Raw genomic sequence first — 15,933 nt, forward strand, 5'->3', positions numbered from 1 at the left:
GTGTGCCCGGGGGTGCCGCTCACGGCGCCCCCGGGCACGCCGCACCGCTCACCGGCCCAGCTCGCCGGCCCAGCTCGCCGCACGGCTCACAGTGTGAGCAGGCCGGCCACGGACGGACGGTCGAGCACCCGCGCAATGCGCTCCGCAAGGACGTCTGCCGCGGCGCCGAGCCGCCGGGCATTGAGGTCGTACTTGACCTGGACCTCAGCGTCGCTGAGCGGACGCTCGGCCGTGCCGCGGTTGGTCAGTACCTCCTCGCGCAGGATCCGACCGTCGACGGTGCGGACTTCGACCACCGACGGGAAGTGCCGCGGATAGATCTGCTCACACCTCGGGTCCGAGTCGTGCTCCACCCGAGCGGCCACCGCGAGGTTGAGCGGGTCGCGCACCGCCGAGTCCGTGAAGTCGTCGAGGTAGACCCCCAGCCCGCCCCCACCACGCAGCGCGAGCGCGAAGGTGAACGGACCGCTGAACTGCGCGTGGTAGCCCGACTCGGGCCGGATCTTGGCCTCGCGTGGCTGGGCGATCGTGCGCAGCGTCGCTCCAGCCACGCCGATGTGCACCGACTCGACGTCCTCCGGGCGCAGCCCCCGCTTTCGGAGCGCGACGGCGGCATCGATGCCGGTGTGGGTGAAGACGTTGGTCGGGTAGGGCTTGACGAAGCAGTCAGCCGTCTCCCACTCCGTGCCGAGCCCCTCGAGCAGGGCGCGCTCGTCGTAGACGTCGCCACAGTAGGCGCCGAAGAACCCGAAGCGCCCCTCGAGCACCGTCGGAGGGCCGGTCAGCCCGACCTCCGCCGCCTGAGCGGCCGCCACGCCGCCGTGTGCAGCCCAGCCACAGTGCATCCGCTTGACCGACCCCCCGGCCCGGTTGGCCTCGAGCAGCCCGGCCCCCATGCTGCAGGCGATCGCCATGGCGTGCGCGATGCGTTCCACGTCGAGCCCCATGGCCACGCCGGCAGCAGCTGCGGCGCCCACCGTCCCGCAGATCGAGGTCGCGTGCAGGCCCCGGTCGAAGAAGACGGAGTTGTTGATCGCGGGATCGTAGCCGGCGTTCCCGAGGCGGATCGTGATCTCGTTGCCCACCGCGATGGCGGCCAGGAGTGCCCGGCCGGAGGCCCCGGCGTCCTCGGCCGCAGCCAGGGCGGCCGGCACGACCGAGGCGCTCGGGTGCAGGATCGAGGGTACGTGCGTGTCGTCGAAGTCCAGGGCGTGGGCGAGGGTCCCGTTGACGAGGGCGGCTGACGGGGCAGGGACGGCGAGGTCGAGACCGATCGCACCCGCCGTCGGCTGTCCGCCCCAGCGGCGGGCGAGGGCCCGGACCACGTTCGCCGGCCCGGTGTCCAGGGCCGCGACCGAGATGCCCACCACGTCGAGCAGCCGCTGGCGGGCGTCCTCGAGCGCCTCCTCGGGCGGTGCAGCCGCCACGGCAGCGGCGAACTGTGCGAGCCGGGCAACTGCGGTGCCCTCCATGGGTGTGGTGGCAGCGGCGGCCATGTCATCCTCCGGGCGATGGACGGTGGAGCGCTCGGCCCTGGGGGCGGCGCTCCGGGGACGGTGCGGATGGTTCAGTGCACGAGTGCCAGCGGGCGCAGCGGCGAGCCGGTGGCACCCAGGAGCCGCAGGGGCGCTGCCACGAGGGTGAAGGCTTCGGGAGCCAGCGCGGCCAGCTCCTCGAGGTTCAGCATCTCGATGATCGGGATCCCCTTGTCCACCAGCAAGATCCGGTGACCTGGCAGGCGGGCGTGGCCCTCTCCTGGCGGAATGTGCTCGAAGGCGGTGGTGTCGGATCCGACGACCAGCGGTTGGTGCGATGCCAGCCAGGCGACGGCGTCCTCGTCGGGTCCGGGCACCCCGCCCTCGTGGTCGAGGAAGGCCCCCGCGTCGTCCCAGAGCTGCGCCCAGCCGGTCCGCACGAGCAGCGCCTCGCCGGGCGCGGGCCGCCGGTCGCCGAGGGCCAGGGCCAGCTCCTCGGCCGTGACCGCGTGGCCGGGGTCTAGCCGTCGGACACCGAGTGCTGCCGGCACGTCGAGCAGGTGCCCGACGCACACGATGGGCGCGACGGTGTGGACCCCGTGCTCGAGGTATCGACCGCCCACCTGTGCCTCGAGGGCGGAGACTCCTCCGTGCAGAAGGCCGTCGTGGCTGATGTGGGCGAGCGCGTCGAGGTGCGTGCCGGTGTGGGCTCCCATGACCAGCAGGTCGTTGGCTCCCGACGTGCCGTCGGCCCTGACCGCGTCACCGTGCCGGCGGAGCAGGGCGTGCCGGAAGCCGGGGTGGTTGGGTGAGGTGGGGATGCCGGGATGCAGCGGCTGCGCGAGGTCGACGACGCCGACCGCTGCCCCGTCCGCGGTACACCCGGTGCTCACGCGTTTGCCCGCTCGTGGATCAGCCGCGCCTGGCGAAGGATCGCCGGGTCGACGAAGCTCCCGTCGTCCAGGGTGGCGGCGGCCGACCGGGAGCGGTCCATCGTCGCGACCCGCGCGAGCACCTCGTCGGCCCACTGGAGCTCGTCGGCGCGGGGCGCGAAGGCGTCGCGCACCACGGGGACCTGCCGGGGGTGGATGACCGAGCGACCGTAGAACCCGAGCTGACGCAGCGTCTCGCACGACCGGCGGAGCCCGTCGAGGTCGGTCACGTGGGGGTGGACGCTCGCGACGGGGGAGGGGAGGCCGGCCGCTCGTGCGGCCTGCACGACGGTCAGACGGGCGAGCAGCAGGCCGTCCTCGCTGCCGTCCCGCGGCAGCCCGAGGTCGGCGCGAAGGTCGCTCTCGCCCAGGGTGAGGGAGTGCACCCCGGTCTCGGCGGCAATCTCGGCAGCGTGGAGCAGGCCCAGGGCCGACTCGATGAGGGGGACGAGGTGCGGCTGGTCGAGGAACCGGCTCGAGGCGGCGTACGCCTTTTTCACGTCCGTGGGCGACTCCACCTTGGGCAGCCGGATGCCGTGGACGCGTCCGTCGGCGAGCAGTGGACCGACCGCGGCCAGGTCCGTCTCGAAGTCGGCGGAGCCCACTGGGTTGACGCGCACGACGACCGGGACCTGACGGGGCTCGCTGACGGCGTTGTCGGTCTCGCCGGCCAAGGCTGCCACAGCGGCCGGCAGCAGAGCCCGCACGCCGGGACGGGCCGCCGGGTGCACGGCGTCCTCCAGGTCGATGACGATGCCGTCGGCCGTCCGCGCGGCCTTGGGCAACAGCTCGGACAGCCGATCACCCGGCACGTACAGCCAGGTCGCGATCTCGGCCAGCACTTAGACCACGCCCGCGCGGCGCAGTTGAGTGAGGCGCTCGTCGTCGACACCCAGCTCTGCGAGGACACGCTCGGTGTCGGCGCCGTGGCTGCGCCCGGTGTGGCGGATCGTGCCGGGCGACTCCGACATGCGGAAGAGGACGTTGGGCATCCGTACCGGCCCGAGGTCCTGGTCCTGCACGGTGGCGATGGCGCCGATCGCCGCGTACTGCTCGTCGGTGACCACTTGGGACACGTCGTTGACGACCGCGAGCGCCGCCTCCGCCCGGGCAAACTCCGCGACGACCTCGCACGTCGGTCGCTGCGCGATCCACGAGCCGACCGCCTCGTCGAGCACGTCGGCGTGCTGGGCCCGTTGGAATCCGTCGTGGAACCACGGCTCCCGCACGAGGTCCGGTCGCCCGACGAGAACCATCACCCGTTCGGCGATCGAGTGTGCGCTCGTCGAGATCGCGACCCAGTCGCCGTCCGCTGTGCGGTAGGTGTTGCGCGGCGCGTTGTTCTCCGACCGGTTACCACGGCGCTGCGTGACGATCCCGAGCTGGTCGTAGACGGTGACCTGTGCACCGAGCATCGCGAGGATCGGCTCGATGATGGCCAGGTCGATGACCTGCCCCTCGCCGGTGCGTTCGCGACGGTGCAGCGCCGTCAGGGTGGCCACAGCCGCCGCCAGGCCGCTGATGTTGTCCGCGAGGGCGAGCGGGGGCAGGGTGGGTGGGCCGTCCGGCTGGCCGGTGGAGTGGGCGAAGCCGCTCATCGCCTCGGCGATGGTGCCGAAGGCAGGTTCCGTGGCGCGAGGCCCGGTCTGCCCGAATCCGGTCACTCGGGTGAGGATGATGCGCGGGTTGACGCTGCAGAGCCGGTCGTAACCCAGGCCCCAGCGTTCGAGCGTCCCGGGCCTGAAGTTCTCGATGACGACGTCAGCCGTGCGCACCAGCTCGAGGAAGACTTGCTGGCCCTCCGGATGTGACAGGTCGAGCGTGACCGCCTTCTTGTTGCGGCCGAGGATCTTCCACCACAGGCCGACCCCGTTCTTGCTCTGGCCGTGGGTGCGCGCCGGGTCCGGCTTCCGGGGGTGCTCGACCTTGATGACGTCGGCGCCGAAGTCCGCGAGGACGGTGGCCGCCGACGGCCCGGCGAAGAGGGTTGCGATGTCGAGCACCCGGATGTCGTCGAGGGCGGCGCCTTTCACGGATGGCTCCGGTGCGGCGTCCGGCGCGGCGTCAGCTGTCGCCTCTGCCGGCGTACCCGTGGTCGTTGACATGGTTCCTCCTGCTCGAGCGGGACATCGGCGACGTTAGGGGGCTCGGCTCCGGACGGTCAGGTGACGACTCACCCAGTGAGAGGAACGACCCTCGCTGGGCGGGCTCTTCCGCTGGGTGCGACAAGGTGTGCCACCACGCCCGCCGCCGCCTGACGATGGCGGTGTTCGGGGCACCTCCTGCTCCGGCCCCCAGTGGAGAGGAGCAGGACGTGACGACCGTGCGCGATGCAGCGTTCGAGGTGCTGCGCCAGTTCGGGATGACCCGGCTGTTCGCCAACCCCGGCTCCACCGAGGTCGCCCTGCTTGCCGACCTGCCGGACGACTTCCAGTTCGTGCTGGGCCTGCACGAGGGGTCGGTGGTCGGCATGGCCTCGGGTCATGCCCTCGCCACGGGGTCACCGGCACTGGTCCTGCTGCACACCACGGCGGGCTTCGGCAACGCCGTCGGCGCCATCGCGACCGCACGCACGAACAAGGCTCCGCTCGTCATCCTCGTCGGCCAGCAGGACCGTCGCCATCTGGCCTCCGACCCGTTCCTGGCCGGCCACCTCGAGGGTCTGGCCGGCAGCTACCCCGTCTCCCTTCGTCAGCCCGCCCGGCCGGCCGATGTCCCCGCTGCCATAGCCAGGGCCGTCCACGAGGCGGCTCTGCAGCGGGGCCCCGCCATCGTCGTCGTCCCCATGAGCGACTGGTCCGAGCCGGCTGACGAGACGATCGCCCTGCCCGCCCCGACTCGGCTGTGCGTCGCGAGCGGCATGGGCGAGCAGCTGGCCGCCGAACTGACCGCATTCGTCGACACGGCCCTCAGACCGGCCGTCGTCGTGGGTCCCGGTGCCGACTCCGCGGAGGCGTGGAGCGGCCTGACGGCACTCGCCGAGCGCCTGGACTGCCCTGTCTGGCAAGAGGCCCACGGCTCGCAGTCGGGCTTCCCCCAGGACTCGCCGCGTTTCCGTGGCCACCTGCCCCCGACACGCGGCGCCCTCCGGGAGACCCTGGCGGCACACGACCTCGTGCTCGTCGTCGGCGGCCCCGCCTTCCGTCAGGGGACCTGGGAGCCAGGACCGTTCGTCGACGCGGACACGACTGTCGTCGTCATCACGTCGGACCCCGAAGAGGCGACGTACAGTGCGGCAGACCTTGCCGTGCTCGGCGACGTGGCCGGCGTCGTCGCCGACCTGGCGGGGCGGGTCGCCCCGCGAGCGGCCACCGCGCCGCCCGCCCCTCGCCGGCCTGTCCCGATGCCGGAGGGTGACACCCTGCGCGCCGAGCATGTTTACGCCGCGCTTGCCGAGCGCCTGCCGGAGGACGCGACGGTCTTCGAGGAGAGCCCCTCGACGCGACGTCTGATGCTCGACCTCATCCCCACGCGCCGCCCGTTCGGTTTCGTCACCGTGGCGCAGGGCGGCCTCGGTTTCGCCCTCCCAGCGAGCATCGGCGTACGGATGGCGCGGCCCGACCGTCCCGTCGTGGCCCTGCTCGGCGACGGCGCCTCGCTCTACAACGTCCAGGGCCTCTGGAGTGCGCAGCACTACCGAGTCGGCACCCTGTTCGTCGTCCTGTCCAACGGCGGCTATGCCGTGATGGACCGGCTCGCCGCCGCCCACGGGGGCAAGCCGCCCTGGCCGCACTTCGACGAGGTGAGCGTCTCCACCATCGCGAGCGGGTTCGGTTGCGCCACAAGTCGGGTCGCCACACGCGAGCAGCTGGTTGAGGAGCTCGACCGCGTCCTTCCCACCTTGCGGGACCGAACTGAACCGCTCCTGCTCGAGGTCGCCGTGGAGGCGACTGCCTGACCACCCGCGCGCGGGCGGAGCGACCCGCGCACCCCCAGAACGAGAAGGAGGCCAGCATGGCCCACGACTGGCTCGCCGAGGACGTCCTCACCGAGGACCAGGAGGCGCTGCGTGACACGGTGTCGGACATCGCCCGCAAGTACGACATGCAGTACTGGATCGAGGTGGAGGAGTCGGGTCGCTACCCCGCCGAATGGGTCAAGGAACTGACCGACGGCGGGTGGCTCTCGCTGCTCATCCCCGAGGAGTACGGGGGCGGCGGCGGCACCATCCCAGACGCCGCCCTGTTCCTTGAGACGCTGAACCGGTGGGGCGGCAACGGCGGCGCCATCCATGCGCAGATGTACCAGATGGGTGCCATCCTGCGTCACGGCACGGAAGAGCAGAAGCAGCAGTGGCTTCCGCAGATCGCCAACGACGGCCTGCGCCTGCAGTCCTTCGGCATCACCGAGCCCGACGCCGGTACCGACACCACCCGCATCCGCACCTTCGCGCGCCGAGAAGGCGACGAGTACGTCATCAACGGGGGCAAGATCTACACGTCCCGCTTCCACCAGACGGACCTCATGCTCCTGCTGGTGCGCACCGAGAAGTACGAGGACGTCGAGAAGAAGACCGACGGCATCACCGTCCTGCTCGTCGACGTGCGAGAGGCCAAACAGAACGGCCAGATCGAGTACCGACCGATCAAGGTCATGTCCGGCCACCACACGAACCAGCTCACGATCACCAACCTGCGGGTGCCTGTCGAGAACCGGATCGGCGACGAGGGCAAGGGGTTCCGGGTGATCCTCTCCGGGATGAACTCCGAGCGCCTCCTGGTCTCCAGCGAGTACATCGGCTCGGGGCTCTACTTCATCGACCGCGCCGTGCAGTACTCCAAGGAGCGCGAGGTGTTCGGCCGCCCGATCGGGATGAACCAGGGCATCCAGTTCCCGCTCGCCACCGCCTTCACCGAGCTGCGGGCAGCGAGCCTCATGCGCTGGCACGCCGCCAAGGTCTTCCAGGAGGGCAGCCGGGACGGCTTCTACGCCAACACCGCCAAGCTGCTCTCGTCGAAGGCGCTGTGGAACGCGGCGAACGCAGCGATGGACACGTTCGGTGGTGCGGGGCTCGCCTCCGAGTACGGCATCGAGCAGAAGTTCCGCGCCGCTCGTGGGCCGCTCATCGCCCCGATCTCCACCAACCTCGTCCTCGCGGGTATCGCGCACCGGGACCTCGGCATGCCGAAGAGCTTCTGAGCCATGACCAATCCCGTTTCAGCGGGCCCCGCCGCGCCCTCCCGGAGGGATGGCTCGGGCGTGGACCCTGACGCCGACAACGGGGCCACGTACGCCGTCGCGTCCTTCGCCGCGGGAGCGGCGGCTCGAGGAGCGGGCAGCACGCGCACCGACGCCGTGCTCATGGCGCTCGTCGACACGGTGGCCGTAGCCGTCGCTGGTTGCGACACCCCTGCGGTCGCGGCTCTCCTCAGTCTGCTCGAGGCCGAGCCCGCCCCGGGGGAGTGCAGCATCTGGGGGTCGGACGTACGCGTTGGTCCCTCGACCGCCGCGCTGGTCAATGGAACAGCCGCGCACGCGCTGGACTGGGACGATGCCTCGCCCACCATGCCGATGCACCCCGGGGCTGTGCTCCTGCCGGCCATGGTGGCACGGGCCCGGCTGACCCCGGTGACGACCGACCGGTTCGTCTCGGCGTACGCGGTCGGTTCGGCGGTGTTCCGCGCAGTCTCGGAGGTGCTTCCCCTCGAGGTTCATTACGGTCGCGGCTGGCACAACACCTCGACGACCGGCCGACTGGCGGCCACGGCAGCGGTGGCCACGCTGGCCGGCATCGACGTCGAGACGACGCGACACGCACTTGGACTGGCTGCCTCGGTGGCCTCCGGCAGCCTGGCCAACTTCGGCACCATGACCAAGCCTCTCCATGCGGGGCTGGCCGCACGCGACGCGGTCACCGCCGTGGCACTGGCCGAGCGTGGGCTCACCGCCCGGACCACCCAGCTCGAGGCGCCCGGCGGCTTCTTCGCGCTCTTCGGGGAGACCGACGCGGCGACGCTGGCCCGGCTCTCGGAACGCCTCAGGCGCTGGGAGGACGGATGGAGCGATGACTGGGCGATCAAGCGCTACCCGTCCTGCTACGCGACGCACCGCGCCATCGACGCCGTGCTCGACCTTCGGCAGGGGCTGGACCTCGCCGGCATCTCGTCGGTCGAGGTCACCGTGCACCGCGGCGGACTCAAACCCCTCCTGCCGCACCTGCCCAGCAGTGGGCTGGAGGGCAAGTTCAGCCTCGCCTACACCGTGGCGCGGGCTCTGCAGACGGGCGGGGTGCGCCTCGGCGACTTCTCGAACGAAGCAGTCCTCGACCCGGGAGTTCGCCCGCTGATGGACGCCGTCGTCGTGCGAGAGCAAGCAGACCCCGACGACCCTGGATCGATAGCGCCGTTCACGGTACTCACCGTGCGCACCCGGGACGGTGGCACGCACACTCGACGTGTAGACGTCAGTCGCGGGGACTCCCGCAACCCGCTCAGCCCGAGGGAGCTGGAGGAGAAGGCGATCGACGCCTTTGGTTCCGTCGGCTGGACACCCGGACAGACGAAAGGGCTCCTGTCCGAGGTGACCGCGCTGTGGCGAGGTGGTGACCTGACGGCCCTTCAGCACGTGCTCGCCGGCCGCTCCGTCACCACCTCGGCAGGGGTCAGGAGGGCGGAGGTATGAGTGGTCTCCCACGGGTCGAGATCATCGAAGAAGGCATGCGCGAGGGCATGCAGATCGAGAGCGCCGCGATCCCGGTCGAGGCCAAGATCCGCCTTCTCGACGCACTCTCGCGCACCGGTCTGCGCACCATCCAGGTCGGCTCGTTCGTCAGCCCCAAGTGGGTGCCGCAGATGGAGCACATCGAGCAGGTAATCCAAGGCTTCACGCCCGTCCCGGGCGTCCGGTACACCGCCCTGGCGCTCAACCAGAAGGGCGCCGAGCGTCGCGCCCAGCACGTGCCGCCACTGGCGCCCCAGGAGGCGACTGCCCGCACCACGGTCCACCTATGCGACGTCTTTGTTCAGCGCAACACAGCCCGGAGCCAGGCCCAGGAGATCGCAGCCGTCCCCGCCACCGTCGCGGCGGCGGTCGACAGGGGGGTCACCGAGGCCGTCGTGGCCATCAACGCCGCCTGGGGCTCGAACTGGCTCGGGGCGTTCTCGCAGGAGCGGCGCATGGAGCTGATCGGGCTGCAGATGCAGGCCTGGAAGGAGGCCGGGATCACCGCGCGCACCGTGTGGATCGGCGACCCGATGAGCTGGAACTCCCCCCGTGCCGTGCAAGCGCAGCTCCAGGCCATCCAACGGGAGTGGCCCCAGGTGCACACCTTCCACCTCCACCTGCACGACGGGCGCGGCAGTGCCCTCACGTCGGCCTACGTCGCGCTGAGGGCCCTGTCCTCGGAGCACACCCTTGTCCTCGACGCCTCGATCGGCGGGATGGGCGGGTGCCCGTACTGCGGCAACGGACGTGCGACCAAGATGATCCCGACCGAGGACCTCGTCGACCTGCTCGAGACCGAGGGCATCGACACCGGCATCGACCTCGCGAGGCTCGTCGAAGCCGCACACCTGGCTGAGGAGGTCGTCGGCCACCCGTTGTACGGCAAGGTCAGCAAGGCCGGACCGCGACCAGGCGTCGAGGCGCTCTACCCGATGGACATGCCGCTCGTCGAGACCGAGGAGCAGGCGCAGCACTTCCGTCTTGGTCCCGCAACGTACGCCGGGTGCCCCAGTCCGTGGAGGCAACCGATCGCCTCGCTCGCGCGGGACGAGATCGACAGGGCCCGCTCCACCAGCGGCCCAATGCGAGGCGCACAGGAGGACGTCCCATGACAATGACGGAGTCGACGATGGAGAGCCAGATCCCCACCGGGACCGCACCAGGGTCGCTCGCCGGCCTGCGGGTGGTCGAGCTGGGAACCAGCGTTGCCGGACCCACGACCGGCCAGATCCTCGGTGACCTCGGCGCCGAGGTGATCAAGGTCGAGCGGGTCGGCGCCGGTGACGACACCCGCGGCTGGGCACCCCCGTACTGGGGGAGCGAGCCGATGGCATTCCTCGGCCTGAACCGGAACAAAAAGAGCTTGGCCCTGGACTTTAAGGACGGTCGGGGCGTGCAGGTGCTCGAACGGCTTGTCGCCGGCGCCGACGTCCTGGTCCAGAACCTGCGCCCCGGCGCGCTCGCGAAGGTCGGCTTCGACCTCGAGCGCCTGCGCGAGCTCAACCCCCGCCTGGTCTACTGCGAGATGAGCGGGTTCGGGCCGGTGGGTCCGCGAGCCAGTGAACCAGCGTATGACCCTCTGCTGCAGGCGTATTCGGGGATCGTCAGCCTGCTGGACACCGGGGAGGGGCCGCCGATGCGGGTGCCCCTGTCGATCCTCGACAAGGGCACCGGGATGTGGGCGGTCATCGGCATCCTCGATGCCCTCCGTCGTCGGGACCAGTCCGGGAAGGGCAGTCACGTGGAGGTGTCGCTGCTGCAGACCGCAGTCTCCTGGGTCGACCAGAAGGTCATGGGCTCCCGGGCCGGCAACCCGGCACCGCGCAACTTGGGATCTGGCCACCCCGGCGTCGTGCCCTACGGCGCGTTCCCCGTCGAGGACGGTCATGTCTTCATCTCGGCCGGCAACCAGACGCTGTGGACACGGCTCGTCGAGGCCTTGGGGGCCCGCGAGCTGATGGAACGGCCCGGCTTCGGTTCCAATCCAGAGCGCGCCGAACGCCGGGCCGAGGTCAACGAGGCCGTCTCTGCCGCGACGCGGGCCTTCGCCACTGACGAGCTGCTCGAACGCCTCGCGGCCGCGGGCGTCCCGAGCGCGCCCGTGCGGCCGGTGCACGAGGTGGCCGACGATCCGCAGGTGCGGGCCGTGGGTCTCGTGACTCCGCTGCCGCACCCCAACGTGCCGGAGCTCGAGGTCGTCCACCTGCCGGTGACCTTCGACGGGGCGTACCTGCCGCACCAGTGCCCTCCACCAGAGCTCGGACAGCACAGCGTCGCGTTGCTCCAGGACCTCGGCTTCAGCGGCGACGAGGTCGAGCTGATGATGGCCGACGGCGTGGTCGGCTCCACGGCGACTGCCGTCGGGACGTCGGCATGAGCTCGGCGCTGCTGCGCGCGAGCCACTGGTCGGGGCGCTACTTCAGCGCCGGCTGGCAGCCCGGCGCGTCGCCGGGAGCAGTGACCGAGAAGGCGACCGGGACCCGGCTCGAGACCGTCGGCCTCGTCGACGCCCTCGCGGTGGAGCGCGCCGTCGACGCGGCCGTGACCGCACAGCCCGAGTGGGCGGCGCTGGGGTACGACGCGCGCGCCGCGGTCCTGCGCCGTGCCGGGTTGCTCTTCGAGCAGCATGCGGACGAGGCAGCCGAGTGGACGGCGCGGGAGTCGGGGGCACCGCTGGCCATGGCCCACCGAGCGCAGGGCGTCGCAGCGCAGGAATGCTACGAGGCAGCCGGTCTCGCGAGCGCACCGTACGGTGAGCTCCTACGGTCGACTGCGCCCCGCCTGTCGTTCGCCCGCCGGAGGCCGGTCGGCGTCGTGGGCGTCATCGCCCCCTTCAACGCACCGTTGCTGCTCGCGATCCGAGCGGTCGCTCCCGCACTCGCCCTGGGCAACGCCGTCGTGCTCAAACCCGATCCACGGACCGCAGTGAGCGGCGGGGTTCTCATTGCACGGGTCTTCGAGGAGGCTGGACTGCCCGAGGGTCTTCTGCACGTGCTCCCCGGGGGAGCAGACGTCGGCCAGGCCCTGGTGGCACACCCTCGGGTGCCGGTCATCTCCTTCACGGGGTCGACGCCGGCTGGCCGGGCCATCGCCCGCGCCTGCGCCGACCAGCTCAAGCGCGTCCACCTCGAGCTCGGGGGTAACTCGGCCCTCGTCGTCATGGGCGACGCCGACGTGCCGAGGGCGGCTGCTGCCGGGGCTTTCGGGTCGTTCCGCCACGCCGGGCAGATCTGCATGGCGAGCGGCCGTCACCTGGTTCACGAGTCAATCGTGGATGACTACCTCGCCGAGCTGACCCGGATCGCCACGGCAACAACAGTGGGCGACCCCCTTGGCCCGGGCGTCGGTTACGGCCCCCTCATCGACACGGTGCAGCGCGACCGGGTCCACGGTCTTGTGACGCAGTCGGTGGAGGCCGGAGCTTCGCTGCTCGCCGGTGGCACGTTCGAGGGCCTCTTCTACCGCCCCACCGTGCTCTCCCAGGTGCCCATGCATGCACCCGCCTTCGCGCAGGAGGTGTTCGGCCCGGTCGCGCCCGTCGTCTCCTTCGCCGACGCTGACGAGGCCGCCGCACTTGCCGCTGACTCGTCCTACGGGCTCTCGCTCGGCATCATCACACGCGACGTCATGACGGCGCTCGAACTGGCCGACCGAGTGCCGACAGGCTCGGTGCACATCAACGACCAGACCATCAACGACGAGCCGACCGCACCGTTCGGAGGCGTCGGCGAGTCCGGCTCGGGTGCGCGGCACGGCGGCCTGCAGTCCAACCTCGAGGCCTTCAGCGAGCTGCAGTGGGTCACGATGCGGCGCGAGGCGCCGCACTACCCCGCCTGAACCTGCTCGACCGAAAGGACGACCCCATGACCGGCGACATCCTCCTCGTCGAGGACCGAGACCACGTGCGGTACCTGACCCTCAACCGGCCCGAGGTGCGCAACGCGTTGAACCGCGATCTCAACGACCGGCTTGTCGACGCGATCATCGAGGCCGACCACGACCCCCACGTCTACGCCATCGCAATCACTGGGTCTGGGCCGGCGTTTTGCTCCGGGGCAGACCTCAAGGACGCCCGCGACCTCGCCGCGGCGGGAAAGCCGTTCTACGGGCCCCTCCACAACAACCGTCGCAGCCTCATGGAGGTGATGATCGACTCGCGCAAACCGACGCTCGCGATCGTCAACGGGGCGGCAATGGCGGGTGGCTTCGAGCTCGCGCTCTCCTGCGACCTGCGCGTCGCCGCGGACGGCGCCGTCTTCGGGGTTCCTGAGGCCAAACGGGCGCGGGGCGCGCACTTCGCCTCGGTCCTCCTGCCGGTCACGGTGCCTCCGGGAATCGCGATGGAATGGCTTTACACCGGTCGCCGGATCAGCGCTCCCGAGCTCGAGAGGTGGGGCTTGCTCAACCGGCTGGTACCTGCCGACCAGCTGCAGGCGGCGGCCACAGCCCTGCTGGACGACGTCGTCGCCTCAGCACCCCTTTCGCTGCAGCGACTGAAACTCACCTATCGCAAGACCGCAGGTATGTCACCGCACGCCGCCATCCGCCTGGATACAGGACCGGACGTGTATCTGTCCGAGGACCAGAAGGAGGGCGCGCGGGCATTCTTGGAGCGGCGGGAGCCACGGTGGCAAGGGCGGTGATCGGCCCGGCAGCCGTGAACCCGGGCCCTGCGCGACCGGAGTCCACCGGTGCTCAGGAGAGTCCGCTGCGGATGTGGGTGCGGCTGTGACAGAGCTGGGTCAGAGAGCAGAGCTGCCGCCTCGTGGGCTGAGCCACTCGTTGCGGGCCTTCCGACACCGCGACTACGCCGTGTTCTGGGTCGGAGCCATCACCTCCAACACAGGTGGGTGGCTATCCAACCTGACGGTTCCCTTTGTCGTCTACGAGGTGACCCACAGCGCGTTGTGGGTTGGACTGGTCAGTGCCTTCCAGTTCGTGCCGAACATCGCCCTTGGCCCATGGGGCGGCGTCCTCGCCGACCGGCACGACCGGCGCCGGGTGCTGTTTTTAACGCAGTCCGGCATGGCCTTAAGCGCCCTACTGCTGTGGATGGTGTGGAGCGCCGGCGTACGTGAGCCGCTGGCCGTGATGGCGCTAGTAGGGGTGGCCGGAGTCTTCCAGGGCATCAACATGCCGAGCTGGCAGTCGTTCGTCAACGACCTCGTGCCCCGTTCCGACCTCGACTCGGCAGTCGCCCTGAACTCCTTGCAGTTCAACGCGGCCCGCTCGCTAGGGCCCGCCGTCGCTGGTCTGATCCTGGCGACCATCGGGCCCGGATGGGCTTTGCTGCTCAACGCCCTGTCGTTCCTCGCGGTCCTCCTCGCGCTCGCCTCGCTCACGGTCCGCAGTCGCCCGCGAACGCCAGACCCCGCATCCGTATGGCGTCAGTTCGCGACCTCAGTCCGCTATATCCGCGGGCAACCCGGTATCCAGATGGGCCTGCTCGTCGCCATCGCGGTAGGTCTGCTCGTCAATCCGATCTTCCAGTTCACCGTCGTGTTCGCCGGCAGCGTCTTTCACGTCGGGCCCTGGACCCTGGGCCTACTGAACGCGGCTCTCGGAGTCGGAGCCTTGGTCGCCGCTCCGATGCTAGCCGGCTGGAGCCACATCCTTTCCCGCTCGATGCTGACGCGCCTCGGCCTGATCGGGCAGGCTTTGGGGCTCACCGGGTTCGCTCTCTCGCCGTCTCCGGGCTGGGCGGCGACAGCCCTAGTGGTCGTCGGCTGGGCGCTGCTGCTCACCATCTCGGCAACGAACACGGCGGTGCAGATCATCGTGGCCGACCATCTCCGCGGTCGGGTGCTCGCGGTGCGAATCATGGCTTACACGGGGTGTTTTCCGGTGGGAGGGCTGGTTCAGGGCGCCCTCGCCGACGCCCTCGGCCCGCGAGCCACGGTGCTCGGTGCCGGGTTGCTGCTGCTCGTGCTGGCCCTGGTGCTTTCATCGTGGCGTGGGCCTCTGCGGCTACAACGTCTGGACGATCTGCACGACGGGTGACGTCCAGGGCAGGTGATTTTGCGTTATGTGTGCTGAACTGCAATCAGTTGCACAGCTCGACGGGACATCTGCGCGCCGGATCCACTTATGCAGCAAGAACGGGGAGGGTTGTCGGCTTGTGGCACCTCGCGCTCAAGCTTTGTTGTGGACGCCCCTAACACCGCACTGAGGCAGGCAGACGTGCACGTCACTGGACGGTACTTGTCTGCCCGTCCGAGCCCCCTTCGTCGGCGCCCTCATCATCTTCGACGTGGCCCTGAGCCCGTGCTCTCGTTGCGGGGTCGGCTCGGCGCAAGCGCGGCGAAAGGCACGTACTCGACTAAAGGCGAGGCTCCCAAGACGGCCTTGCCGTGCTCATCCGAAGTAGGTTGCAGCCAGGGACTCGCTGGCTCGAACGCAATCGTGTGCGCATCGCTTCCCCCATGGTATCCATCAGTGGTGTGCGTCGAAAGCTGCAACAACCTGCTGGGGGATGCGTCCCCGTGCGGGAACAGGATGCCCGTTGCCGTATGCCCACGCTCGGATCTCTGCGTTGCGTGAGTGTCCAGTCGAGGGGATCGTGACTCGGTTCCGCCCGGGGGAGCCCTGGGCGCCGGCCTTGCGGGCCGCCGTCACGTAACGCCTCAGAGTTGCCCTAAGCGCGGTCGCTTCTTCGCGGACAAGTCGATCTCATAGATGCCGCCATCGATGGCGAACGTAACGGTTTCCGCAGCTTCCGTACCGTCTAGGTCGTCGATCAGGGTGACGATCTTCTGTTGGGCCATGGCGTGATCGTACGGGCAGTGAGTGAGGGGCGAACACGGCGCGGCGAGAGCAGAAGAACCGGTGTGCGCCGTGCCCGTTTGGCGGCGGTTTGACGCACT

The 15,933-nt window shown here is 70.3% G+C and carries 14 protein-coding genes; 8 read left to right on the forward strand and 6 right to left on the reverse strand.

The annotated features are described in order from the left end of the window. Positions 1-86 precede the first annotated feature (86 nt). The 4 genes from TAE01_RS19965 to TAE01_RS19980 all read right to left on the reverse strand — a co-directional run bounded on the left by TAE01_RS19965 (position 87) and on the right by TAE01_RS19980 (position 4,512). A complete protein-coding gene (locus tag TAE01_RS19965; RefSeq protein WP_222594195.1) occupies positions 87-1,496 on the reverse strand; it encodes an MmgE/PrpD family protein in 1,410 nt (469 codons plus the stop codon). A 71-nt stretch (positions 1,497-1,567) separates the two neighbouring features. Then, a complete protein-coding gene (locus TAE01_RS19970) occupies positions 1,568-2,368 on the reverse strand; it encodes a cyclase family protein (RefSeq protein WP_147068563.1) in 801 nt (266 codons plus the stop codon). Beyond that, entirely contained in the window at positions 2,365-3,249 is an 885-nt protein-coding gene (locus tag TAE01_RS19975; RefSeq protein WP_147068564.1) for an HpcH/HpaI aldolase/citrate lyase family protein, read from the reverse strand. Before TAE01_RS19975 ends, TAE01_RS19970 begins: the two co-directional genes overlap by 4 nt. After that, positions 3,250-4,512 (reverse strand): CaiB/BaiF CoA transferase family protein, encoded by a 1,263-nt coding sequence (locus tag TAE01_RS19980; RefSeq protein WP_147068565.1) that lies wholly within the window; start codon positions 4,510-4,512, stop codon positions 3,250-3,252. 209 nt (positions 4,513-4,721) lie between these two features. Here TAE01_RS19980 and TAE01_RS19985 point away from each other — a divergent pair, with 209 nt between their 5' ends. From TAE01_RS19985 to TAE01_RS20020, 8 genes are all read left to right on the forward strand, one after another. Beyond that, positions 4,722-6,305, forward strand: a complete 1,584-nt coding sequence (locus tag TAE01_RS19985; protein ID WP_147068566.1) for a thiamine pyrophosphate-binding protein — start codon at positions 4,722-4,724, stop codon at positions 6,303-6,305. 56 nt (positions 6,306-6,361) lie between these two features. After that, positions 6,362-7,546: an acyl-CoA dehydrogenase family protein gene (locus tag TAE01_RS19990; RefSeq protein ID WP_147068567.1), complete on the forward strand. Its 1,185-nt coding sequence runs from the start codon at positions 6,362-6,364 to the stop codon at positions 7,544-7,546. A gap of 60 nt (positions 7,547-7,606) precedes the next feature. Then, the gene (locus tag TAE01_RS19995; RefSeq protein ID WP_186815314.1) at positions 7,607-9,028 is read left to right on the forward strand and encodes an MmgE/PrpD family protein; all 1,422 of its coding nucleotides are present in this window, start codon (positions 7,607-7,609) and stop codon (positions 9,026-9,028) included. Then, on the forward strand, positions 9,025-10,182 hold the full coding sequence (locus TAE01_RS20000) for a hydroxymethylglutaryl-CoA lyase-like TIM-barrel protein (RefSeq protein WP_147068569.1): 1,158 nt from the start codon (positions 9,025-9,027) through the stop codon (positions 10,180-10,182). Before TAE01_RS19995 ends, TAE01_RS20000 begins: the two co-directional genes overlap by 4 nt. Further along, positions 10,179-11,447, forward strand: a complete 1,269-nt coding sequence (locus tag TAE01_RS20005) for a CaiB/BaiF CoA transferase family protein (RefSeq protein WP_222594196.1) — start codon at positions 10,179-10,181, stop codon at positions 11,445-11,447. Before TAE01_RS20000 ends, TAE01_RS20005 begins: the two co-directional genes overlap by 4 nt. Continuing rightward, positions 11,444-12,907 (forward strand): aldehyde dehydrogenase family protein, encoded by a 1,464-nt coding sequence (locus TAE01_RS20010; protein WP_147068570.1) that lies wholly within the window; start codon positions 11,444-11,446, stop codon positions 12,905-12,907. Before TAE01_RS20005 ends, TAE01_RS20010 begins: the two co-directional genes overlap by 4 nt. 26 nt (positions 12,908-12,933) lie before the next feature. Further along, the gene (locus tag TAE01_RS20015; protein ID WP_147068571.1) at positions 12,934-13,713 is read left to right on the forward strand and encodes an enoyl-CoA hydratase/isomerase family protein; all 780 of its coding nucleotides are present in this window, start codon (positions 12,934-12,936) and stop codon (positions 13,711-13,713) included. An 85-nt stretch (positions 13,714-13,798) separates the two neighbouring features. Then, positions 13,799-15,070, forward strand: coding sequence for an MFS transporter (locus TAE01_RS20020; protein WP_281289332.1), 1,272 nt, complete (start codon positions 13,799-13,801; stop codon positions 15,068-15,070). Positions 15,071-15,502: 432 nt separating this feature from the next. On the opposite strand, the gene TAE01_RS21225 is transcribed toward TAE01_RS20020, so the two are convergent. Together TAE01_RS21225 and TAE01_RS21230 are read right to left on the reverse strand one after the other, a co-directional pair. Further along, positions 15,503-15,685: an Lsr2 family DNA-binding protein gene (locus TAE01_RS21225; protein WP_425581094.1), complete on the reverse strand. Its 183-nt coding sequence runs from the start codon at positions 15,683-15,685 to the stop codon at positions 15,503-15,505. Positions 15,686-15,693: 8 nt separating this feature from the next. Next, positions 15,694-15,933: Lsr2 dimerization domain-containing protein (locus tag TAE01_RS21230; protein ID WP_443098148.1), on the reverse strand; the 240-nt coding region annotated here is incomplete at its 5' end.

This window comes from Terrabacter aerolatus, from assembly GCF_007991735.1.
GTDB lineage: Bacteria > Actinomycetota > Actinomycetes > Actinomycetales > Dermatophilaceae > Terrabacter > Terrabacter aerolatus.

Coding starts and splice junctions, on each gene's coding strand:
- TAE01_RS19990 (WP_147068567.1), top strand. CDS start 6,362: ATGGCCCACGACTGGCTCGCCGAGGACGTCCTCACCGAGGACCAGGAG.
- TAE01_RS20005 (WP_222594196.1), top strand. CDS start 10,179: ATGACAATGACGGAGTCGACGATGGAGAGCCAGATCCCCACCGGGACC.
- TAE01_RS19965 (WP_222594195.1), bottom strand. CDS start 1,496: ATGGCCGCCGCTGCCACCACACCCATGGAGGGCACCGCAGTTGCCCGG.
- TAE01_RS19980 (WP_147068565.1), bottom strand. CDS start 4,512: ATGTCAACGACCACGGGTACGCCGGCAGAGGCGACAGCTGACGCCGCG.
- TAE01_RS20015 (WP_147068571.1), top strand. CDS start 12,934: ATGACCGGCGACATCCTCCTCGTCGAGGACCGAGACCACGTGCGGTAC.
- TAE01_RS20000 (WP_147068569.1), top strand. CDS start 9,025: ATGAGTGGTCTCCCACGGGTCGAGATCATCGAAGAAGGCATGCGCGAG.
- TAE01_RS20010 (WP_147068570.1), top strand. CDS start 11,444: ATGAGCTCGGCGCTGCTGCGCGCGAGCCACTGGTCGGGGCGCTACTTC.